Annotated in this window: 17 protein-coding genes; 3 read left to right on the top strand and 14 right to left on the bottom strand. The window is 47.1% G+C overall.

The features are described 5' to 3' along the window. Nucleotides 1–65: 65 nt before the first annotated feature. Together ACPW7N_RS09335 and ACPW7N_RS09330 are read left to right on the top strand one after the other, a co-directional pair. Nucleotides 66–1,343 (top strand): MFS transporter, encoded by a 1,278-nt coding sequence (locus ACPW7N_RS09335; protein ID WP_425650793.1) that lies wholly within the window; start codon nt 66–68, stop codon nt 1,341–1,343. A 157-nt stretch (nt 1,344–1,500) separates the two neighbouring features. Continuing rightward, on the top strand, nt 1,501–1,980 hold the full coding sequence (locus ACPW7N_RS09330) for a CcdC family protein (protein ID WP_425650786.1): 480 nt from the start codon (nt 1,501–1,503) through the stop codon (nt 1,978–1,980). 54 nt (nt 1,981–2,034) lie between these two features. Here ACPW7N_RS09330 and pyrE read toward each other — a convergent pair whose 3' ends face one another. The 11 genes from pyrE to ACPW7N_RS09275 form a co-directional block, all read right to left on the bottom strand. Further along, entirely contained in the window at nt 2,035–2,679 is a 645-nt protein-coding gene (gene pyrE / locus ACPW7N_RS09325; RefSeq protein ID WP_425650792.1) for an orotate phosphoribosyltransferase, read from the bottom strand. 38 nt (nt 2,680–2,717) lie between these two features. Next, nucleotides 2,718–3,440 (bottom strand): orotidine-5'-phosphate decarboxylase, encoded by a 723-nt coding sequence (gene pyrF, locus ACPW7N_RS09320; RefSeq protein ID WP_425650785.1) that lies wholly within the window; start codon nt 3,438–3,440, stop codon nt 2,718–2,720. A gap of 22 nt (nt 3,441–3,462) precedes the next feature. Next, entirely contained in the window at nt 3,463–6,678 is a 3,216-nt protein-coding gene (gene carB / locus ACPW7N_RS09315; RefSeq protein ID WP_425650784.1) for a carbamoyl-phosphate synthase large subunit, read from the bottom strand. Beyond that, nucleotides 6,662–7,759 (bottom strand): glutamine-hydrolyzing carbamoyl-phosphate synthase small subunit, encoded by a 1,098-nt coding sequence (gene carA, locus ACPW7N_RS09310; protein ID WP_425650783.1) that lies wholly within the window; start codon nt 7,757–7,759, stop codon nt 6,662–6,664. The genes carB and carA overlap by 17 nt, the downstream gene beginning before the upstream one ends. 21 nt (nt 7,760–7,780) lie before the next feature. After that, entirely contained in the window at nt 7,781–9,067 is a 1,287-nt protein-coding gene (locus ACPW7N_RS09305; protein ID WP_425650782.1) for a dihydroorotase, read from the bottom strand. After that, nucleotides 9,034–9,981, bottom strand: coding sequence for an aspartate carbamoyltransferase catalytic subunit (locus ACPW7N_RS09300; protein WP_425650781.1), 948 nt, complete (start codon nt 9,979–9,981; stop codon nt 9,034–9,036). Before ACPW7N_RS09300 ends, ACPW7N_RS09305 begins: the two co-directional genes overlap by 34 nt. Before the next feature lie 221 nt (nt 9,982–10,202). Then, nucleotides 10,203–11,543: a solute carrier family 23 protein gene (locus tag ACPW7N_RS09295; RefSeq protein WP_425650791.1), complete on the bottom strand. Its 1,341-nt coding sequence runs from the start codon at nt 11,541–11,543 to the stop codon at nt 10,203–10,205. A 227-nt stretch (nt 11,544–11,770) separates the two neighbouring features. Next, the gene (gene pyrR, locus ACPW7N_RS09290; protein WP_425650780.1) at nt 11,771–12,316 is read right to left on the bottom strand and encodes a bifunctional pyr operon transcriptional regulator/uracil phosphoribosyltransferase PyrR; all 546 of its coding nucleotides are present in this window, start codon (nt 12,314–12,316) and stop codon (nt 11,771–11,773) included. A 203-nt stretch (nt 12,317–12,519) separates the two neighbouring features. Then, nucleotides 12,520–13,449 (bottom strand): RluA family pseudouridine synthase, encoded by a 930-nt coding sequence (locus tag ACPW7N_RS09285; protein WP_425650779.1) that lies wholly within the window; start codon nt 13,447–13,449, stop codon nt 12,520–12,522. A 92-nt stretch (nt 13,450–13,541) separates the two neighbouring features. Next, the gene (gene lspA / locus ACPW7N_RS09280) at nt 13,542–13,994 is read right to left on the bottom strand and encodes a signal peptidase II (protein WP_425650778.1); all 453 of its coding nucleotides are present in this window, start codon (nt 13,992–13,994) and stop codon (nt 13,542–13,544) included. Between the two features lie 54 nt (nt 13,995–14,048). Then, the gene (locus ACPW7N_RS09275) at nt 14,049–14,684 is read right to left on the bottom strand and encodes a serine/threonine protein kinase (protein WP_425650790.1); all 636 of its coding nucleotides are present in this window, start codon (nt 14,682–14,684) and stop codon (nt 14,049–14,051) included. Nucleotides 14,685–14,843: 159 nt separating this feature from the next. On the opposite strand from ACPW7N_RS09275, the gene ACPW7N_RS09270 reads away from it, so the two are divergent. Further along, nucleotides 14,844–16,577: a hypothetical protein gene (locus tag ACPW7N_RS09270; RefSeq protein WP_425650777.1), complete on the top strand. Its 1,734-nt coding sequence runs from the start codon at nt 14,844–14,846 to the stop codon at nt 16,575–16,577. Nucleotides 16,578–16,654: 77 nt separating this feature from the next. Here the strand turns inward: ACPW7N_RS09270 and ACPW7N_RS09265 are convergent, their stop codons facing one another. The 3 genes from ACPW7N_RS09265 to ACPW7N_RS09255 are packed head-to-tail and all read right to left on the bottom strand — an operon-like array spanning nt 16,655 to nt 22,479. Then, complete coding sequence (locus ACPW7N_RS09265) at nt 16,655–18,079, bottom strand: phosphoglucomutase/phosphomannomutase family protein (protein WP_425650776.1); 1,425 nt, start codon at nt 18,077–18,079, stop codon at nt 16,655–16,657. Then, the gene (locus ACPW7N_RS09260; protein ID WP_425650775.1) at nt 18,076–20,058 is read right to left on the bottom strand and encodes a glycoside hydrolase family 15 protein; all 1,983 of its coding nucleotides are present in this window, start codon (nt 20,056–20,058) and stop codon (nt 18,076–18,078) included. The genes ACPW7N_RS09265 and ACPW7N_RS09260 overlap by 4 nt, the downstream gene beginning before the upstream one ends. A gap of 18 nt (nt 20,059–20,076) precedes the next feature. Then, on the bottom strand, nt 20,077–22,479 hold the full coding sequence (locus ACPW7N_RS09255; RefSeq protein ID WP_425650774.1) for a sugar phosphate nucleotidyltransferase: 2,403 nt from the start codon (nt 22,477–22,479) through the stop codon (nt 20,077–20,079). Between the last annotated feature and the right edge of the window lie 6 nt (nt 22,480–22,485).

The following is a 22,485-nucleotide window of genomic DNA, read 5'->3' as shown; positions in this document are numbered from 1 at the left end:
CCAGACTGAATGATAACGAGAAAAACATCGAGACGTTTTGCATGTAAAACGGTATACTAGAAGTTATCACTAAAAATTATTTTAACGTTTCAAAATTATCACTCAATTACATAAAGGGGGAGATCCTTATTATACGGAACAAGACTTTTATCCTCTTGATGATAGGAGAAATCATTTCAGGCGCAGGAGCCTGGATTGGTTTAATTGCTAATTTACAATTCATGCAAGAACTGGTCCCCTCTGACTTTTTCAAAAGCTTGATCTTGATGAGTGGACTGTTCGTCAGTGTCTTACTCGCCCCGAAAGCGGGAGTAATCATTGATCGCACCGACAAGAAACATGTCATCTTTTTGGCTAGCCTTTTTCGCTGCATTAGCCCGATTTGCATGTTTCCCGCTATTGCTTACGATTCGATTGCCTGGATGGTTGTCTCGATGATTTTTGTACAAACGGCTGCCGGCTTTTACTTCCCTGCCTTGCAAGCTTCCATTCCTGCGGTGGTACGGCCGGATGAACTTCTGAAAGCGAACGGAATATACTTAAATATCTCCACACTTGCCCGAATCGGCGGTACTGCAGTGGGTGGCGTTTTGCTAACTATGATGAGTTTGACAACCTTGTATAGCCTTACTCTGATCTCTTATGCCATTTTGGCGTGTATTTCGTTAGCGACTAACATTCCGTCCGCCCACCAACAAGGAACCAAGGAACGGCCCAAGATTCGTTTTATGGAGGTTTTCTCCATCATTCGCCAGGAGCCAAGCGTTTTAGTCAGCATGGCGAACATGGGTGTCATTACACTTTTCCTTGGTGGAATCAACCTGTTAATTATGAAGTTCAGCCAAATCCAGCAAGATCCGGGGCTGATGGGGTGGATTTATGCGGTAGAGGGATCAAGTATTCTGATCGCCGGATTACTTGCTAAGCGTTGGATTGGCGGGCGAAATCTGGTAACTTCATCAACTTTGCTCGTACTGGTATTTGCAGTAAGCCTGTACGGTATGTCATATGCAGAAAGCAAACTGATTGTCTTGTCTTCCTTTGGCTTATTTGGCTTTACAGTCGGCTTTTTCTTTCCTATGATCACTACCATCTTCCAAAAAAGATTGGCACCAGATGCCCAAGGCCGTTTCTTTTCCTTTAAGGGGATGATGGATCGGGTGCTGTTCCAGATTGCCCTCTTGATGACAGGTGCTTGTTTGGACTTAATCGGAGCTACCTGGTATATGACAGTGCTTGGATTCATAACGTTAATCACGGGGATTGTCTCTTACTTTTACGTCAGAAAAAAATCGATTGATGTGCGACAATACCAGGAGTCAACTGCTTCTCTTAGCGCCTAATAGGCTCGTCTCAATCGCTCCCTTCTGAAAAATACAACGGTAAATCATGCTGTATGCGATTTATTTCACATTTTCTCACGTCGAATCATGTATAATGATATCGTTACGTTTCAGAGAGACAAGTTCGTTTGTATGCAAGGGGAAAGGAGTAGAAAGCATGTTGGAGTTATTTTCACCTTCTGTGTTGGGGACGATTGCCGGGATATTTATGTTTGTAACAGTGATCATCGTCCGTTTGCGAGCAACCAAAAAACCGGTATCAGCCATGAAAATCATCGCTCCCCCCTTATTCATGTCAACAGGCTTTGCGATGTTTCACTTTCCTGAGGTAGTCACATCGATTTCGTATGACCTCGTTGCATTTTGTATGGGTACCTTATTCTCCATTCCACTGATTCTGACCTCGAAGTTCGAAATCGTGAACAACGAGATTTACTTGCGCCGATCAAAGGCTTTCGTTGGCATCCTGCTCACGCTGTTTGCCATTCGATTGCTCGTTAAAATATATGTTGGTGATGTTTTTACTCCGTTACAGACAGCAGGATTATTCTTCGTTCTCGCTTTCGGTATGATTGTTCCTTGGCGAGTAGCGATGTTTATCACCTATCGTCAAAAGTTGAAATTCAAGCGGTTTTAACGAACATAAAGTCAAAGCTCCCCTTCCTGTCATGGAAAGGGAGCTTTTTATTATCTACTCTTGATAAAAAGTTCGTGGAGATTGACGCCAGGAGGTGAGCAGCCTCTCCTGTTCTGCTGTAATTATTCCTGCTTCGGTTGAAGCTTGTAACAGAGCGCTGTAGTTAGAAATGGTTGTAAATGGAATGCCCGCATCAATAAAGAGTTGTTCGGCATCTGGGAACTGATAGGAGAAGATGGCAACTACTCCCAATACCTCTCCGCCTTCTGCCTGAACGGCTTGTGCGGCTTTCAAAGAGCTGCCTCCAGTCGAGATCAAATCCTCGATCACCACAACCTTTTGCCCTTGCAACAGCTTGCCTTCGATCTGATTTTGACGGCCATGCCCTTTTGCCTTGTCTCTCACATAAATCATCGGCAGGTTCATTCGTTCTGCTACCCATGCTGCATGAGGGATTCCTGCTGTTGCGGTACCTGCAATCACCTCTGCATCTGCAAATTGCTCTTTGATCACTCGCACGAACTGATCGGCAATGAGACTGCGAACTTGCGGATAGGACATGGTGATGCGGTTATCACAATAAATAGGAGACTTGATCCCGGACGTCCATGTGAAAGGCTGATCTGGTCTAAGGTGTACTGCTTCGATTTCCAAAAGCTTTGCGGCGACTTGCTTTGCTGCCTGTGAATTCTCTGTAATGGTCACGTTTTGCTCCCCCTTCATCTACAAATCCGTCTTTACTTTTGATGGCAATGGATTGCCTCGATCATTTGCTGCCAAGCTGTTTGTGGTTCTGGATGTGCAGTAATGGCTCTACCAATCACGATGTAGTCACTTCCCAAAGCAAATGCTTGCTCAGGGGTAGTAATCCGTGTCTGGTCATCCGAAACAGAGCCTTTTGGCCGTATCCCCGGTGTAACCGTGATGAACTCTTCTCCGATCACCTGTTTGACAACGGGAACTTCTATTGGGGATGAGACGATCCCATCCAATCCGGCTTTTTTCGCCAATGACGCATAAGAGAGCACGGTTTCCTGCAAAACTCCCGGTATTCTAATCTGGTCATTCATCATCTGCTCGCTGGTACTTGTCAGCATCGTTACCCCGATCAGGAGAGGGCGAGGAGCACCAGACCGTGCCCCTTGCTCTAGACCTTCTTTTGCTGCTTCCATCATCTTGATTCCACCTGCGACATGCACATTCACCATATCAGCCCCGACCTGAGCCAAACTCCGCATGGCCCCTTTTGCTGTATTCGGAATGTCATGCACTTTGAGATCGACAAAGACCTGGAAGCCTTTTTCTTTCAGTGCTTCAACCACTTTGGGGCCTTCGGCATAAAACAGCTCCATGCCCACTTTTACATATTGTACGTGCCCTGCTAAGTCATCCAGGCAACGGTCTACTTCCTGTTTATTCGCAAAGTCCAGTGCGAGAATAATGCGGTTTTGAACATTCATCGTCTCTACCCTCCGATCGGTTTTAGTAGGCGCTCACCATGACCTGACCAAAGCGTTGCTCAGGCATGGCTTCGGTAGAGAACGTGATAGTCTCCAGAACGTGTAACAGTGCTTTGGCAGTGTCAAGAGAGGTCAGACATACCGCTCCGTTTTCCACCGCTTCCCGGCGAATTCGGAAACCGTCTCTCGCAGGTGTCTTGCCTTTCGTGAGTGTGTTAAGGACGATGTTTACTTTTCCTGTACGAATTTCATCCAAGAGGTTCGGCGTTCCTTCGGCAAGCTTTTGGACGGTACGAACAGGCAGTCCTTCTTTTTCAAGGTAGGATGCTGTTCCTTGTGTCGCCACAACCTTAAATCCGATAGCATAGAATCTGCGTACAATATCCAGTGCCTCTTCCTTGTCCTTGTCCGCTACAGTGACGAGAATCGAGCCGTGTGTCGGAATGTTCATTCCTGCAGCAACCAAGCCTTTGTACAACGCTTTGGCAAGTGTACGCTCACGTCCCATGACTTCACCCGTGGATTTCATTTCTGGACCGAGAGTGATGTCTACACGACGTAATTTGGCGAAGGAGAAGACTGGAACCTTCACCGATACCATCTCTTCTTCCGGGTGCAGCCCCGTCTCGAATCCTTGATCGACAATGCTGTGTCCCAGTATGGCTTTTGTAGCAATATTGGCCATCGGGATACCTGTCACCTTGGAGAGGAATGGAACCGTACGAGAAGAGCGCGGGTTCACCTCGATGACATACGGACGATTTTTGTAAATAACGAACTGGATATTGAGAAGCCCCTTGATTTGCAGTGCTCGGGCTAGCTTGGTGGTCATCTCGATCAGTTCATCTTTGATTTCATCAGATAGTGATTGTGGCGGATAGACAGCGATGGAGTCCCCTGAGTGTACTCCGGCCCGCTCGATATGCTCCATGATCCCTGGGATCAAGACATTTTCACCATCGCAAATCGCATCTACTTCTGCCTCTACCCCTAACATGTAACGGTCAATCAGTACAGGATGCTCTGGATTGACTTTTACCGCTTGCTCCATATAAGAAAGCAATTCTTCCTGGTTGTACACGATCTCCATTGCTCGACCACCCAAGACGTAGGATGGGCGAACCAGCACCGGGAACCCAAGACTGTCAGCCGCTCCTACCGCTTCAGCCACTGATGTAACTGTTTTTCCTGGCGGTTGTGCCAGATCGAGCTTGCGAATCAGTGCTTCGAATTTCTCCCGATTCTCCGCTGCATCAATGTTCTCCAAGCTTGTTCCGAGAATTTTGACGCCACGTGCAGCCAATTTGTCTGCCAGATTAATCGCTGTCTGTCCACCGAATTGAACGATGACGCCCTCTGGCTTTTCCTTATCGATTATGTTCATCACATCTTCAATGTAGAGCGGCTCGAAATAGAGTCGATCCGATGTGTTGAAGTCGGTAGAGACTGTCTCCGGATTGTTGTTGATGATAACCGCTTCGTATCCAGCCTCTTTGATCGCCCATACTGCATGAACGGTTGCATAGTCGAATTCGATCCCTTGACCAATACGGATTGGACCAGAGCCTAACACGATAATCCGTTTCTTGCCCGTCTCAATACGCTCATCTTCCTGCTCATAAGTTGAGTAATAGTATGGCGTTTGCGCTTCGAACTCAGCCGCGCACGTATCAACCATTTTGTAGACCGGAGCAAGGTTGTTGCGCTCTCGCATACTGCGAATCTCTTCTTCTTTGCGCCCTGTCAATTCAGCAATTTTGCGGTCGGTAAAGCCCATTCGCTTGGCTGTGTACACATTTTCGTCTGTTGGGCCAAATTCACTCAACACATTTTCGAACTGTACGATGTTTTCCAATTTGTCGAGGAAGAAGTAGTCAATCTGTGTCAGGGCATGAATGCTCTCTACGCTCATCCCGCGACGCATTGCTTCTGCGATGGTGAATAGACGCTCATCATCGGCTATTTTCAACCGCTCAGGCAAGACATCACTTGGCAATTGGGCTGCTTCTTTTGATTCCAGGTGGTATGTGCCGATTTCTAGCGAGCGCACTGCTTTCAAGATCGATTCCTCGAACGTGCGTCCAATGGCCATGACTTCACCAGTTGCCTTCATTTGCGTACCGAGCCTGCGGTTTGCTGATTCAAATTTATCGAATGGCCAACGTGGAATTTTGCTGACCACATAATCAAGTGTTGGCTCGAAGCAAGCGAAAGTTTGACCAGTTACCGGGTTTTTCAGCTCATCGAGTGTGTAGCCAATCGCAATCTTGGCAGCCATTTTTGCAATCGGATAACCGGTCGCCTTGGATGCAAGTGCAGAAGAACGGCTTACACGTGGATTTACTTCGATTACATAGTATTGGAAGCTGTGTGGGTCAAGCGCATATTGTACGTTGCAGCCACCCTCAATCCCTAAGGCACGGATGATGTTAAGCGCCGACGAGCGGAGCATTTGGTATTCTCTATCGGATAATGTCTGGCTTGGTGCCACAACGATACTGTCTCCTGTGTGGACGCCAACCGGATCGATGTTTTCCATGTTACATACGACGATGCAGTTATCGTTGGCATCACGCATGACTTCATATTCTACTTCTTTCATACCAGCAATGCTTTTTTCAATCAGACATTGAGTGATCGGCGAGTATTTCAGACCACTTGCAACAATTTCACGCAAGCTTTCTTCATCATCACAGATTCCGCCACCCGTTCCGCCTAATGTATAGGCTGGACGAACGATGATTGGATAGCCAATTTGGTTAGCGAAGTCAACTGCCTCTTCCACCGTTGTTACGATCACTGATTCAGGTACTGGTTCACCGAGTTGGTTCATCAGGTCACGAAACAGATCGCGGTCTTCGGCTTGCTTGATCGAGGAAAGTTTCGTTCCCAACAGCTTTACATTTTCCTGTTCCAACACACCTGCTTCTGCAAGCGCAACTGCCATATTCAAACCTGTTTGCCCACCGAGTGTAGGAAGCAATCCATCTGGTTTTTCCTGACGGATCACCTGTGCGACGAATTCCGGGGTGATTGGTTCGATGTATACTTTGTCTGCCATGTTGGTATCGGTCATGATGGTTGCCGGATTGGAGTTGATGAGCACAACTTCCATTCCTTCTTCTTTCAATGCCTGGCATGCCTGTGTTCCTGCGTAGTCAAACTCAGCCGCTTGCCCGATTACGATCGGTCCTGAACCAATTACGAGAATTTTTTTGAGATTATCTAGTTTTGGCATACTGTTTCTCCTCCTTGGCTTGTTCAATCATTTGGATGAACTGATCAAACAGGTAACTTGAATCGTATGGGCCTGGTGCTGCTTCTGGGTGATACTGTACGGAAAAAGCCTGTTTTGCTTGATCTCGCAACCCTTCAATCGTACCGTCATTCAAGGCGATATGCGTGACTTCCAAATTGGTGCCTGCTACAGAATCTTCTGTCACGGCGTAACCATGGTTTTGGGAGGTGATATAGGTGCGATTCGTGTGCAATTCTTTTACTGGATGATTTCCGCCACGATGGCCGAACTTGAGCTTTTCGGTGTCTGCTCCCGATGCGAGGGCAAAGAGCTGATGTCCCAGACAGATACCGAACAGTGGGTATTCTCCCAAGATGTCCTTGATCATTTGGATCGCTTGCGGTACGTCTTTTGGGTCACCTGGTCCGTTGGAGAGCAGGATACCGTCTGGTTGGATACGACGGATTTCAGCAGCCGTTACATTGTAAGGCACGACTACCACGTCACAGCCTTTTTTGGTCAACTCTCGCAGAATACCGTGCTTGGAGCCGAAATCAACCAGAACCACTCGGTGACCAGAGCCAGGGCAACTGAACACGCTTTTGGTTGATACCCGGTCAACCTGATCTCGCATCAGTGAAGATGCTTGCAGGGAAGCGACTAACTCTTCTGTCGGCGTGTTGCTCGTTGTAATTAGGCCACGCAACGTACCGAAGTGACGGATTTTTCTCGTTAACATGCGAGTGTCTACTCCGGCAATCCCCGGAATTTCGTATGCTTTGAGCAGTTGATCCAGTGTCTGGGTATTGCGCCAGTTGCTCGGTTTGTCGCAGTGTTCACGCACAACAAAGCCGTGGATGAACGGTCGGACTGCTTCGAAATCGTCACGATTCACTCCGTAATTGCCAATCAAAGGATAGGTCATCGTTACGATTTGGCCGCAGTAGGATGGATCGGAAAGCACTTCCTGATATCCTGTAAGTCCTGTATTGAAAACCACTTCACCTAATGATTCTGTTGCCGCTCCAAATGAAGTGCCGATGCATTCTGTTCCGTCTTCTAGAATCAATCTTGCTCGCATGTTGTCTCCTCCTCCAGTTTTTTACGCTTCGTGATATACGATTCTTCCATCCACGATGGTAAGGATTGGCCATCCTTTGCAGCCCCAACCAGTGAAAGGAGTGTTTTTTCCTTTGCTTGCAAAAGTGGCAGGATCGATTGGTTTCTCCTCTTCGAGGTCGATCACCACGAGATCCGCATATTCGCCTGCTGCTAATTTTCCGTAAGGCAAGTCAAAAATTTCTGCAGGCTTTACGGTCAGCTTCTCTATCAATTGGGCAAGGGTAAGCTCTTCGGTTAAAACCAAGTGGGTGTACAACAGGGGAAACGCTGTTTCCAGACCGACAATCCCGAATGGTGCACGATCTAAGCCCTTAGCCTTTTCTTCTTCTGTATGCGGTGCATGATCAGTTGCAATAATGTCAATCGTTCCGTCTTTCAATCCGGCAATTAGTGCTGCCCGGTCTTCCTTGGAACGCAGTGGAGGATTCATTTTCCAACTCGTGTCAAGGTTCTCAGGGATATCCTCATCGCACAGGAGCAGGTGATGAGGTGTCACTTCAGCCGTTACGTTCACTCCCGCTCGCTTTCCATCACGAACCAGTCGAACCGATTCTTTGGCGCTGATGTGGCAGACATGGTAGTGAACACCCGTCTGTTCTGCCAGCAAAATGTCTCGGCCAACATGGATCGATTCTGACTCGGACGGAATCCCTGGCAATCCGTGACGCTTGGCTGTTACCCCATCGTGAAGGGCGCTGCCTGCAGGAATCAGTGAATCATCCTCACAGTGAGCAACTACGGAGAGATTCAGTTCTTTTGCTTTTTGCATGGCTTCTTTCATCATTTGGCTCGACTGTACGCCTACACCATCGTCTGTTACGGCTACAATGCCCGCTTCTTTTAACGCAGCAAAGTCTGTCAGCTCCTGACCCAATTCCCGAACCGTGATTGCTCCATACGGAAGGACTCTGGCAAGATGAGCCTGATTGGCCTTGTCGAGTATGTAGTGCACGGTTTCTACACTATCAATGACTGGGCGTGTATTCGGCATGCAGGCAACGGTCGTAAAGCCGCCTTTCACCGCTGCCATTGCGCCTGTTTCAATGGTTTCTTTTCCTTCGAACCCTGGTTCTCTCAAGTGTACATGCATATCGATGAATCCAGCCGAGACAAATTTGTCAGTAATGTCAACGACTTGATGATTGGTTTCATCAATTTCCAGCTTTTCAGCGATTTGTTCAATCCGATGTTTGTCTATGAGTATATCTCGAGTGACGAGTTTTCCTGTTTGATCTAAGAGTTTACCGTTTCTAAGGATGATCCCCATACTGCATTACCTCCGTTCAATACATTTTCTAGTACGGCCATGCGTGCTGCGACTCCATTGGCTACCTGTTTGAAGATAAGCGATCGTTCGCACTCAACCAAATCGGTATGAATCTCAACCCCTCTGTTTACGGGGGCAGGGTGCATGATGACTGCACTTGGTTTCATCGCACGTTCTCTTTCCAGTGTGAGTCCAAATGCCTGATGATACTCTTCCTTTGAAGAAAAGATGTTCTCTTGGTGACGCTCCAGTTGGACACGCAGCATCATCACGACATCGGCTGTGCGTACTGCTTCATCCAATGACTCGATTCGAACACCTGCAGGCAGTTCACTTGGCTGAAGCATCATGGATGGTGGTCCAGCAAAAACCAGTTGTGCTCCCAACTTAGGTAGGGCGTGTAGGTGAGAACCTGCTACTCGGCTGTGGCGAATATCACCCACAATCGCTACTTTCAGTCCGGCGATTGAACCGAAGCGTTGTTTCATCGTAAGCAGGTCAAGCAAGCATTGGGTAGGGTGTTCGTTCGTTCCATCACCTGCATTGATAATCGAGAGCCCCACCTGTCTGGAGAGCTGCTCCAGGAGGTTGTTTTCACTGGTGCGGATGACTGCGGCTTCGACGCCCATTGACTGCAGTGTCATCAAGGTGTCATACATGGATTCACCTTTCGTTGTGGATGAACTCTCTGCACTAAAGTTCAGTACGTGTGCACCCAGGCGTTTCTCCGCTACTTCAAAGGAGAAGCGAGTGCGCGTGCTCGGCTCGAAGAACAGGTTGGCGACAAAGCGTCCCGATAATGCTTGTGACTGAGCTTTCGGATTGGAAGCCCAGAAAGCTGCTCTCTCCAATAATGATTCCAATTGTGATTGGGTCATATTTTTGATTCCTGTTAGATGAACGTTTTTACTCACTGTACCCACCGTCCCGTTTCAAAATACCCACCCGACTGAAGCGATAGCTGACGTCTGGCGAGGGCCCCAACTTCCGAAAAAAAAGCTTCTTACCAAATGATGCCCCAGGAGGCGGCAGGTAAGAAGCTTCAGCATTCATGCGAAGTTTATAAGTACAGCGTGAAATGGCCTGCACTCCTTACCAGCCTCTCTGTGCCGATTTAAAGGATAGCGATTGGTCGTTACGCAATTTGACTTTCTTTATTTGCCTCTCCCATTGCGGACTCTTTGCCAGGAAGAACAGCGTGCAAGATGATTCCGAGGAATGTGGAGAATGCGATATTGTCGATTGTCAGGTTCGTCAAGAAGGATTGCCAGAAGGTTGCGCCCTCGAAGCTGATTTTGTAGCCGCCGATACCAGTTACCAGAATGGCAGCAGCGATAATCATGTTGCGCTTGTTGGAGAAATCCACTTTGTTTTCTACGTACATACGTAAACCTTGAGCAGCGATGATTCCGAACAGGATGATGGACACGCCGCCAAGAACGGCTGTCGGGATTGTCATCAGAAGTGCACTTACTTTACCTACGAAGGAGAAGATAATTGCGAATACTGCGGCAAGACCGATGACAAAGCAGCTATACACACGAGTGATGGCCAGAACCCCGATGTTTTCACCATACGTCGTTGCAGGAGGACCACCCAGGATTGCTCCGAGTGAAGTTGCAACCCCGTCCCCAAGCACACTGCGGTGTAAGCCAGGATCTTTCATCAAGTCACGATCCATTACTTTACCGGTTACAAGCAAGTGACCCAAGTGTTCTGCCAGTGTAACGAATGCTACTGGTGCGATAATCAATGCTGGCAACCAGGCACTAGGATCGGCCATTGCTGCGGAAACTTCATTAAATTTCAGTGCAGGTGCGGAAATCCAAGATGCTGCTGATACTTTCCCTAAGTCAATCAAGTCAGGGTGACGAACCAGTGTGTAGAGATAACCTGTCACAATACCAATCAAGATCGGAATGATCGAGAAGAATCCACGTAGTACTACTGCTGCAATTACCGTTACGATCATGGTGACAAGCGAGATTTCAATGGAAGTGAGAGAGATGACAGATTTTCCTTCTACAGTTGCCTTTGTAGCCATGTCAACCGCTACACCAGCCAAGCTCAAACCGATTACGACAATGACTGATGCGATTACGACTGGAGGCAGTACTTTATTCAGCCAGTTCACTCCGCTGCGGCTGATGATGAACGCTACCAAGATATAGACAAGACCGGAAAGCATACAACCGAGCAGCGCAGTTCCCATTCCGTAGTTCGCTGATACGGTGATGATTGGTCCGATAAAGGCGAAGGATGAACCGAGATAGTTAGGAATTTTCCCTTTAGTGATAAGCAAGAAAAGCAAGGTTCCAATCCCGCTGGAGAGAAGCGCTGCAGATGGCTCCAATCCTGTCAGAATCGGTACAAGCACAGTAGCACCGAACATGGCGAACAAGTGCTGAATGCTTAGTGGTATCCATTTCGTGATTCCTGGAAATTCATAAACGTCGATGAAGTTTTTGTTGTTCATTCTTTTTCCCCTGCTTTCTTCTATTTCACTACTATTTCTCTCTCCCGCTTCAACTGATTCTCTTTTTATGTGGAGCGAGGCATTTTTGGGCATTAAAAAACCTCTTTGTGAGTGGACAAAGAGGCAGGCTCAGGGCCGGGTATGTGTTTGCACGCAGGCAAAACAAGACATACGTCCGCTGAGTTGCACTCCCCTTCCCAATCTCACAGGATTAGTTTTAAAGAGGACTATTCAGTTTCTTCTTTATGGATCGTGACGCAATCATGTCCGTCTACTTCCTGTAATTGGACAGCGACGATTTCACTGCGTGACGTCGGTACATTTTTTCCCACATAATCAGGGCGGATCGGCAGTTCACGATGACCCCGGTCGACCAAAACGGCTAACTGAATCATTTTGGGACGTCCCTGATCGATGATCGCATCAAGTGCCGCTCGAACCGTTCTACCCGTGAACAGCACATCGTCGACCAAAATGATCGTCTTGCCGGTAATCTCTCCTGGAAGCTTTGCCCCCTGGAACACAGCATCTTCGGCCTTGTGCGTGAGATCGTCACGGTAGAAGGTGATATCCAGCTCGCCTACTTGTACCCGCGCGTTTTCGATCTGCTCGATTCGCTGCACGATCTTTTCTGCGAGAAACACACCGCGTGTTTTGATTCCCACGATGATGCAATCCTCAACACCCTTGTTTCGTTCAATGATCTCGTGTGCGATCCGAGTCAGGGCACGGCGTATTGCAGCTTCGTCCATAATGATACTTTTATCAGTCACCGTACAACCTCCTTTGCCGACCACTGAAAAAATAAAAGCTTCTTGTCCACTGACAAGAAGCATGAGATCGTGAGGTATGAGAGGATATACGCATCCCCTACCCGTTCATATAGATCCGATGTCCTTGCCAGCCTCTCTGGACTGGATTTAAAGGTTTCGCATTTGCTATAAGCATTATGCCATGTCGAATCATGGCTGTCAATCTATTGTTGACGTAAATAAGCGATCATATTTTGCATATCTTGCGGCAGCGGTGCTTCGAACTCCAGATGTTCCCCTGTTCGTGGATGATCAAAGCCCAGTGTTTTGGCATGAAGGGCCTGTCCATCCATTTCCAGGGTATCTTTTGGTCCATATTTCGGATCGGAAGCAAGCGGGTACCCGATATACTTCATGTGGACACGGATCTGATGTGTCCGTCCTGTCTCCAGCTTCAGTTCAACAAGCGTATATTCTTTGAAACGCTCCAGAACAAGGAAGTGGGTTATGGCTGGTTTGCTGTTTTCAAATACCACAGCCATCTGCTGGCGGTTTTTCGGGTCACGTCCAATCGGTGCGTCAATCGTGCCCATCTCATGTGGAATGACACCGTGAACAATCGCTACGTACTTCCGGTTAACCGTATGATTTTTCAGTTGTTCGGCCAATCCGACATGTGCCTTGTCGTTCTTGGCTACCATTAATAAACCGGACGTGTCCTTGTCAATCCGGTGCACAATGCCTGGTCGCATCACACCGTTAATGCCTGACAAATCCTTGCAGTGCGCCAAAAGACCGTTTACTAATGTACCGCCATAGTGTCCTGGCGCTGGATGAACAACCAATCCTCGCTGTTTGTTAACGACCACCACGTCTTCGTCTTCGAAGACGATCTCAAGGTCCATCGGCTCGGGTTGAATATTCATTTCCTTCAACGGAGGGATACGCAGGGTGATCTCGTCATCCACTGCTACTTTGTAGTTGTTCTTGCTTGGCTCACCGTTGACTGTGATCCGTCCCTCTTTCACCCAGGCCTGAACCTGTGAACGAGACCATTCCTCATTTTGTACCGTGATAAATTTATCAATTCGTTCGCCTTTATCTCCTGGCTCTACTGTCCAGTCGTATCGTTCAAATACATCGATATCGTTCATGGTTTACTCCTAGTCGTTAATTATCCTACTGTGATTGTGGTCGTAATAGGTGTATATCATACATACTCACTAGCTGTAAATCCTGCATGGAGCTATTCTGCCTTGCGACGAGACTCCAATAGCAAATCGAGAATCAACAGGCCGACACCTACAGTAATCGCTGCGTCTGCTACGTTAAAGATCGGAAAATTAATCAAGGTGAAGTCAAGGAAATCAACGACTTTGCCTGTGCTCACCCGATCAATGAAATTCCCTACTGCTCCCCCCAGAACCAACGACAATGCCAATGACACTCGGGGTTGGCTTGTTCCAATTCGCTTCAAAGAAACAATGATTCCAACAATTACTGCGATTGTGATGACTATAAACAAAACCCGTTGATTTTGTAAGATTCCAAATGCAGCTCCCATATTGCGATGGGATGTAAGATGAAACACATCAGTAATCAATGGTATCGATTGTCCCAGCTCCATTTTGGTGACAACCAGATATTTGGTAAGTTGATCAATGATAACGGCTACTAATGCAATAATGTAGTAGAGCAATGGGGAATCCTCCTCTATGTACGACACACGAAATTGTACCACATGAGCTGTTTCTCAATCAAACAATCGCTTCATTTTGCGGAACAGTCGATACCCTCTCCGAACCGAATCCAACATCCAGAGCGGTACCTTCCACCCGCGTTCTTTAATAAACGGCTGGTAAACTTTGTAGTAGGCTTTACGCAAATCGTGCCACTTCTTATCGTACTCATCCTTGTAATAGTCAGATACGTCGATCAGATAGCCTCTCCCCTGATACATCAAGACGTTTTTCCCATGAACGTCATGCGGAAACAACCCCTTGGCTCTCGCCACACGGAGGGCTTCTTCCACATCCTCAATCACTTGCGGTGGTATTGGAATGCCGTATCTGACACAGTCAAACAAGGAAATACCACGAATCCGCTTCAAGACAAGGTAATTCTCCCCATATTGATAGCAGACAGGAAAATAACGGGTTGTCCCCAGTTTTTTATACACTTCAATTTCCTTTTCGACACCTGGACGACTCGGTGCGTACAGCTTCACTACGTGCTCAGGATAATCCGGATGACCGAACACACCTGCATAGTTCCCTGTCCCCACCAGCTCCCAGGGCCGGGGTGTATGAGTAACAACCACGGGATCATCATCCGATGGACTGTGTAATTTCACTTCTTGTAAAAAAGCTTGCAATACTTGCTGATCCATTTTTTTCACGCTACCATCCGCTCACTTATTCCATTTTCTTGAAAGACCGTCTCTATTGTAACAAATGTACGAGGATTGGGGAAAGTTTCAATCATCTTGTAACATTTTCAGGAAATCTTGCGTCTTGATGGATATATCAGACTCGTGGAGGTTTACACAATGAAAAGATTCCTGTTTGGCGGTTTTATTGCTCTTTTTATAGCCTCTTTCTTTATCGCTCCCTCTGTAGATGTTTCATATGCAGCTGTAAAAAAACCAAGTTATCAGGTCATTTCTACAGATGGCGACTTCACTGTCATTAAGCAGCAAAACAAATACGGCGCTCTCTACAAAAAGAAACCGTGGCTGCCTCTTGTCTACGACAAAATCGTCGTCGGTTGGGAACCAGATAATCAATTTTATATTATCGCCCAAAAAGGGAAGGCAAAGCAGCTGTTTTTCAAACCGAAACAAAACGGTCCCTATAAAGTTACAGAGACAGGAAACGGCAACATCGAGATCGTCAGAGGCATGACCATGAATAGCTATCATCCTTATATTGTCATCAACGATTATGAAAAAAAGAAAGTCACGCTTCTGCAATTATATACAAACAAAACCATGTTTTCCTTGCCCAATTCCAATCTGGTTTTCCAGCCAGGAAACATGAATGAATATGAAGTTTTCACTTTTTACAACTACGCAGTAAAGACGTATTCCGTTAAAAAGACGACCGATTTTGCTTCATTGGCAGAGTCATTGCAATTGCCGTTCATTCCTGCATCTACCCGACTCGTGAAGGCATACAATGACCACGATGGTACAAAATCAGGGAAACGATACCTTGAATTCTCAAACGGCACCAATCGATTGTACTATGATACCGTTCAGAAAAAAATGATCTCGATCCCGGGCACCGTGGAAGATACGACCATTTTTGCGGATGAAGGAAAAGAACGACTCGTTGTCTCTTTTAGAGATAAAAACAAGCAGGGAAAATTATTTGTAGACGGAAGCACAACCCCTTATGACTTATTTCCCGATCGTGGGATGATGGTCAATGCAACTGATTCCCGTTTTTTCGGTACCAATTCAGCTGGCAAATACGGTGCGATCGACATTGCAACGGGTCAGGTTGTCCTGCCTTTTGAATACCAACCCCTCGCTCAGAGCAGCGAAGGGCCGTTTATCAACAGCAGCAAGCAACTGCTATTTGTTCCATTCCCTTATTCTCGCTACATGTTATATGATGAACTTCTCCAAAGCTTGTACGATAACTATGAATATCATTATAAGGTTCGGAACGGCCAGGATTATTGGATCGTCGACAGAGACGGCAAGCAACTTGTGAAGACAAACAAAGAAGCAGCCCTTGTCTCTCCATTGAAAGTGGATGGTTTAGGTCGCTCGACTTCCGCCAGATTCGGTGTGAAGGACGCAGGAAAAGTCACGTATTATTACCATGATATTTATAAAACGAAAACGGTCAGGGTTTACTCCAAGGAAGAACTGCAGTTTAATACATTGAACGTATATCTCACCAATGTGTACCGGGAGTATACACAGTATGACGATTTGTATTACTTCACTGAAAATAACAAACTGTACCTCTCCAACAAGGATAGACAAAAGTTGAATCAACAAGCGTACACTGAGTTTTATCCGGATTATTTTTTTTCATCCGATTATGTCATTGCAATTATTGAGCGAAACAAAACATTTGATCTGTACACAAAGGATGGAAGAAAGATCAATACAGTAGGACCTCTCGAGTATTTTGTCTACCGGGATATCAAATCGGATTATCATTCTCCGTATGATACAAGTCAAATCGAAGCGAAGCGGATCGTCGTTAAATCAGGCGGCAAGCTGTATGAGATCAAAAATGATCAGATGATTCCATTTGTGAAGTAAGGGAAGAAAAGCTTATTCTCAGATGACAAAAAGCCCGACGTTTGAAGTCGGGCTTTCCTGTTATGCTTGAATTACCTCTACACACTAACCTCCGTAAACCAATCCCTTATCGCTTCCTCCAGCTTCTCCAGCGCAGTTGCATTGGTCGCTTCACAATAAATGCGCAGTAGCGGTTCTGTTCCTGAAGGGCGAATGAGTACCCAATGTCCGTCTTCCAACAGTAGCTTTACTCCGTCCAGACGTTGGACATAGCGAACCCGGTATTGTCCGACCTCATGTAGCGGATTGGCGAGCAAGCGTTGGGCAAGACGCTCTTTTCCACCCAACCTGATGTCAATGCGAGTGGCAAAAAACTCACCAAATTCCTGATGCAAATCAGCCAGAATCTGATCGATCGGCTTTCCTTCCCAGGCGCACATTTCAGCGAGCAAGAGGTTAATCAAAATACCGTCCTTTTCAGGGATGTGGTTGAGAATGCTTGCTCCTCCGCTTTCTTCCCCGCCGATCAGTACCGGACTTTCCAGCATCTCAGCACCAATATATTTGAAACCGACTGGCGTCTCCACCAATTCAAGCTCGTAATTAGAAGCAATGCGGTCAAGCAGATGAGTAGTAGCAACGGTGCGAACGACCCGACCAGACAATCCTCGGTTTTTCACCAGATGTCGGGTCAACAAGGCCAGTACCTGATTGGGCGGAATGTACTGACCGAAGCGATCAATTACCCCAAACCGATCAGCATCTCCGTCATTGGCTAGCCCCAGATCAGCTTTTTGTTTCACTACCTCTTCCTTTAGCTCATCTAAATGCTTGTCATTCGGTTCTGGTAACCCACCACCAAAAAGCGGGTCTTCTTCCTCATGGATACTGACAACCTCCAAGCCCGCTTCCTGCAACAACGAGCTCATATATCCCAACCCTGCTCCGTACATGGGATCGGTCACGATTTTTAGCTCGGAAGCCTTCAGCTTGTCGAAGTGAATCATCCTGCGAATATGTGCCTCATAGTGAGGCCGTAAGTAAATGTACTGCATGAGCTTGCGGATGGACGCCTCTTCCAGACTCATTCTGTGAACTTGTCCTGACTGCTGAATACTGTCAATCAGTTGTTCCAGCCGCTGTGTTATCTCTGGTGTCGCTGGCCCCGAGTATTCCGGGATATACTTGATCCCGTTGTATTCGGGAGGGTTGTGACTCGCCGTAATCATCACGGCGCCGCTCGCAGCGAAATGCTTCACGCCAAAGGCAAGCACAGGAGTAGGGGTTGCTTCATTCACAAGCAATACACGGATGCGATTCGCAGTCAGGACACTTACCACTTCCAGGGCAAATGACCGTCCCATAAATCGGGTATCGTGACCGACAATCACTCCCTGTTCCTGCATGTTGTTTTCTATCGTGTAATCAGCGATTGCTTGTGCTACCGTACGCACATTCTCCATTGTGAATTGATCTGCGAGAATCGCACGCCATCCGTCTGTTCCAAAGGCAATTTTGTTCATTTGCTCCCTCCCATTTCGCTCAAAAGGTGCCTGTATTTCTCCATGTATTTCACGACGGTTAGCACCAGTGTGGAATGTGACCAGGTCAGTGGGGCAACCGATACAGGGCCTCCTGTAAACGGATCGATTTGTTCTGATAACACACCGCTTTCCATGGTATACCGCTCGACCCATTCCAGCTTCTCAAGAGGCTCTTCTAGGTCTGCAAGTGACTTGGCCATGGCTATTTCCCACTCAGCCATCCACAAGGTGCAGATAATCCATGGATTTCCTGGAATCTTGGCAATATCCAATGATTTACGAAAATAGGTATCTCCCTGATAACGGGCGAATCCGCCAATCGCCGTCTGAACCTGCAGGCTTTTTTTGACGACTTCCATTGTCCGTACCACACGAGGATCATCTGCTGGAAGCACGTTGAAAGAGAAAAGGCTGAACAGGCTACTTTCCACTGTGTAGTCTTTGCGAATCTGTCCACCTGGTTCGAGATAGATTCCTCGCAAAAAACGGCCCGTTGCTTCATCATACAAATGTTGCAGGATGGCTTCTTTCACTCGATCAGCCGCTTCTTGGTAACGATGGTACCTTGTCTCATCACCAAACAGTTTTGCGAAGTTGGCACTTGCTTGAAGCCCAGCATAGACAGAAGCGGAGGTAAATGTGAATATCCCTCGCCGCTCTTCCCATAAATCGTAGCTGGGTAATGGCAAATGCAGCTGTGGGTGGATATACGTATGCAAAAACTTCGCAGCAGGCCGGATCAAGGAAGCATACAACGATTGGCAGAACTCAATCTGCTTTGATTTCTGATAATGTTCCCACAAGGCAAACAAGACGAGGGCTGTCTCATCCTCCTGAATCGGCAATTGCACCTCACCTGCCTGAATGAACGGGTGCCAACTGGAACCAAGTGATCCGTCTGGATTATATTTATGCAATAAATAGCCTTCACGCCCAATCACCCGACCGCAATACTCATAAAAGTTTGTGACCGATTCACCGTACCCCGCCTGACACATCGCATATGCGATAAGTGCTCCATCCCTAGGCCACATGTAGCTGTAGTGATCTCGATTGTATTGCAAAATATCGGAGTCATTCGCTGCCAGGATCGCTCCATGCTGGTCAATTTGCGTCCGTACGATCAAAAGACTCTTTTTGTATAGCTGAATAATCTTGGGTGGCAAATTTGCATAATCCTGTCCATTTTTGTTTACCCACCCCTGCCAATAGACGTGAACTCTGTTCAACAGCCGATCTGGATCACTGTCCAGTACATAAGAATTCAGTTCTTTTACAGATGAGTAGGAGTCACCTACACACAACCAGTAGTGCAGCGTCTTGGATTGATTGGGTTCCAATTTCAGGCGAAAGGATACGGTACTGTCCACAGAGCCTTGCGCAATCGGGTTTCCTTCCAGTACACCATCCTCTGCATCACGCCAGGTTCCTTCCGCATGATTGAATCGTTTGATCCCTACGCTGTACTGAAAGATCCCTTCTTGATCGGTCTTTCCGTTCGCCATCAAATACACATTGCGTTTATAGTGATAAACCGTGTGAAGAAGGGGATCGTAGGCGGCCGTGTCACCAACCTCCGTTTCATTCAAGCTAACATCCAGATGAAAAAACAGACGAACCTCCCGGGTTTGGGGCAGCAAATTATGTACGACGATTCGCTTTAGATAGATCGTCTCTCGCTGGTGAACCGCATCCGAGATGGCAAGTTTGATCCCCATCTGCGAATGAGTGGCTGTAATGTCCGTTACCAATGATTCATGTTGAAAACCCAGCTTTCGCTCCCAGTGGTTTTCATCCAGCCAACTAAACTGGTTATCTACCCACACACCCAGTTTATTGTAGTGGCCGCCAATATGATTTAACTGACCAACGTAAGGATAGTAGAGATCACGCATGTGCAATTTCTCATCGAAGTTAATCAGCATCTTACCATTCCCGATAACCAAAGGTCTGGGCATTGGTGGCACCCCCTCATCCTACCGGTTTTCCTGCATCTGCTGGTATTCATAGATACGCTTGGCAAAGGAGGTAGCGAGCAATGAAGCATTCTGTTGGCTCGTGCCTTGTGAAATAATCGCTACTTCTGCCTCTTCTGAGTCAGGAAGGATCAAAACCCACCCCTCCTTCTCGTACACTTTGATGCCATCGACTAGTTCTACCTGCTCTCCCTTCACGTCTTCCATCATCCGACGCATGACTTTTCCTTTGAAGTGAAGCGGGCACGAAACTGTTTTTCGTTCCATATAGCACGCTGGCAGCGGCTCGACTAGCTGACTTAAGCATTTCTCTTCTTTTGCCATCCATTCGAGAATCTTGACCAGACTGTAGATCGCATCGAAGAATGGTTGGAACTTGGCATCAATCGCAACCTCCATCATCGCCCGAGGTGACACCTTGGTTCGTACAATCTCTACATTGGAGATTCGGGCAATATGCTCTACCTCTTCAGGCGCACTGACAGGAAGTCCGATGCGAGAGATCGATTTATGTTGAAAGCAGGCAATTAGCTGCAATGCAAGCAATTTTTCGGTTGCCAGTCGTTCTCCTGTCTCAGTGAACAGATAAAAGTGCTCTCCGTTTTTATCAAGTTGAAATCCTAGGTCAGCTTGATGATTGAGAACACCTTCCTGAATCGTACGGAAAGTAACATCAACGCCAATGGACGCAAGAAACGGAGTAAGGAAAGTAACGAGATAACGTTGTTCGGAATCTACCAATACCTTGATTCTGCGTCTCCTGATGACATCCGTATCAATCTCATGGGAAAGCGCCTGCAAATAGGCCACCTCGACACCGTGTTCAATTTGCAGATTGCCTAATTGATCGGTAAGGGAACGAGCGTATGTCTCTTGCCAGTAAGCGGTATTGATCCGCTTCTGAAAGTCCCTGGATACAGGAATTCCGTTATGATCAAAAAATTCGATCAGCATTATTTTTTCATTGGCTTTCTCCTGCATGGAGAGGTGGATTCCCCCGTGGCAGTTGAAGCTTTTTACTCCGTACCTAGTCACAGGTGTGATGGCCACCCCGAAATCAATGGTGTCAACGCCTGAAGAGCACAAGCTGGTCAAGAGGCTGTGTTTTAACAACTGCGAGAACGGGTGTGAGCAGGCCGATACGGCAATTTTGCTGCCTTGCTTGAGCAGATAGGCATACGCTGAGGCTAGTCTGCTGACAAATTCCGGAGTAATGTCCAGATTCGCAACGCCCTTGATTCCCCGATGGCCAAATAAACACTTGGTCAATTTGTTGCCGTAAATCAGTGAGGTGGTAACCGTTGCGCCTTGTTCAATATCTTTTTGCGGCCATATTTTCACTCTTGGTCGCACGTGTGCCTTGGCACCGATTCGGCATTGATCCCCGATCAGTGTTCCATCGCTCACTACTGCGCTCTCGTACACACTCACATTCCGACCGATTGTTGTACCCGTCAGCTCTGCACGATTCGCAATATATACATTTTCCCAAAGAATGGTCTGAGACAGCTTTGCCCCTCCGGATAGCAAACCATTCGTACCGATCACCGAATACGCCCCAATGGAGGCACCCATTTGCAGATAGGTTTTTTCACCGATGTAGGCAGGTCCTTCGATCCGCACAGACGTGTCAATACGTACGCCCTGCTCCAAGTAGATGCGTGGAGCGATTTCCTGTGCCTTGATTTTGACCTGCACCTTGCTATCCAGCATGTCAAACTGGGTCTTGCGATACACTTCCAGTGAGCCGATATCACTCCAGTACCCATTCGCCACTACCCCGTACATCGGTTGCTTCGCTTGCAACAATTGGGGAAAAACGTCTTTGCTAAAATCAAACTCTCTCTCTTGAGGGATATACGAGAGAATTTCAGGTTCGAGTATATAAATTCCCGTGTTCACGGTATCGCTAAATACTTCCGACCAGCTTGGCTTTTCGAGAAAACGATTGATTTTGCCGTCCTCTTCAGTCATCACCATGCCAAACTCAAGCGGATCGTCCACTTTGGTCAATAGTAAGGTGGCAAGTGCTTGTTTCCGCTCATGATAGGCGATCACTTCTGACAAATCAAAGTCGGTAAGCGCATCCCCGCTGATGACAATGAACCGCTCATCCAGAAAGTCACCGCAATTTTTAATACTTCCTGCCGTCCCAAGCGGCGTGGTTTCTTCAAAATACGTAAGTGAAACACCGAAGTCTGATCCATCGCCGAAATAGCTTTTAATCACTTCTGGCAAATACTGTACAGTTACTGCGATCTCAGTTATTCCATGAGCTACCAATAAATCGATGATATATTCCATGCAAGGTCGATTTAACAACGGAACCATCGGCTTGGGTGTGTGAGAGGTCAATGGAAGTAATCGGGTTCCTTTGCCGCCAGCCATGATTACAGCCTTCATTGCATT

It is taken from the genome of Brevibacillus nigriterrae (assembly GCF_049846925.1).
In the GTDB taxonomy this organism is placed as follows: Bacteria; Bacillota; Bacilli; order Brevibacillales; family Brevibacillaceae; genus Brevibacillus_H.
This window is presented reverse-complemented; position numbering and strand designations above follow the sequence as displayed.

Excerpts from the sequence above, each read along its gene's own strand:
- ACPW7N_RS09330 (WP_425650786.1), top strand. The coding sequence starts at position 1,501 with ATGTTGGAGTTATTTTCACCTTCTGTGTTGGGGACGATTGCCGGGATA.
- pyrF (WP_425650785.1), bottom strand. The coding sequence starts at position 3,440 with ATGAATGTTCAAAACCGCATTATTCTCGCACTGGACTTTGCGAATAAA.
- carB (WP_425650784.1), bottom strand. The coding sequence starts at position 6,678 with ATGCCAAAACTAGATAATCTCAAAAAAATTCTCGTAATTGGTTCAGGA.
- carA (WP_425650783.1), bottom strand. The coding sequence starts at position 7,759 with ATGCGAGCAAGATTGATTCTAGAAGACGGAACAGAATGCATCGGCACT.
- ACPW7N_RS09305 (WP_425650782.1), bottom strand. The coding sequence starts at position 9,067 with ATGGGGATCATCCTTAGAAACGGTAAACTCTTAGATCAAACAGGAAAA.
- ACPW7N_RS09295 (WP_425650791.1), bottom strand. The coding sequence starts at position 11,543 with ATGAACAACAAAAACTTCATCGACGTTTATGAATTTCCAGGAATCACG.
- ACPW7N_RS09285 (WP_425650779.1), bottom strand. The coding sequence starts at position 13,449 with ATGAACGATATCGATGTATTTGAACGATACGACTGGACAGTAGAGCCA.
- ACPW7N_RS09275 (WP_425650790.1), bottom strand. The coding sequence starts at position 14,684 with ATGGATCAGCAAGTATTGCAAGCTTTTTTACAAGAAGTGAAATTACAC.
- ACPW7N_RS09270 (WP_425650777.1), top strand. The coding sequence starts at position 14,844 with ATGAAAAGATTCCTGTTTGGCGGTTTTATTGCTCTTTTTATAGCCTCT.
- ACPW7N_RS09265 (WP_425650776.1), bottom strand. The coding sequence starts at position 18,079 with ATGAACAAAATTGCCTTTGGAACAGACGGATGGCGTGCGATTCTCGCA.
- ACPW7N_RS09260 (WP_425650775.1), bottom strand. The coding sequence starts at position 20,058 with ATGCCCAGACCTTTGGTTATCGGGAATGGTAAGATGCTGATTAACTTC.
- ACPW7N_RS09255 (WP_425650774.1), bottom strand. The coding sequence starts at position 22,479 with ATGAAGGCTGTAATCATGGCTGGCGGCAAAGGAACCCGATTACTTCCA.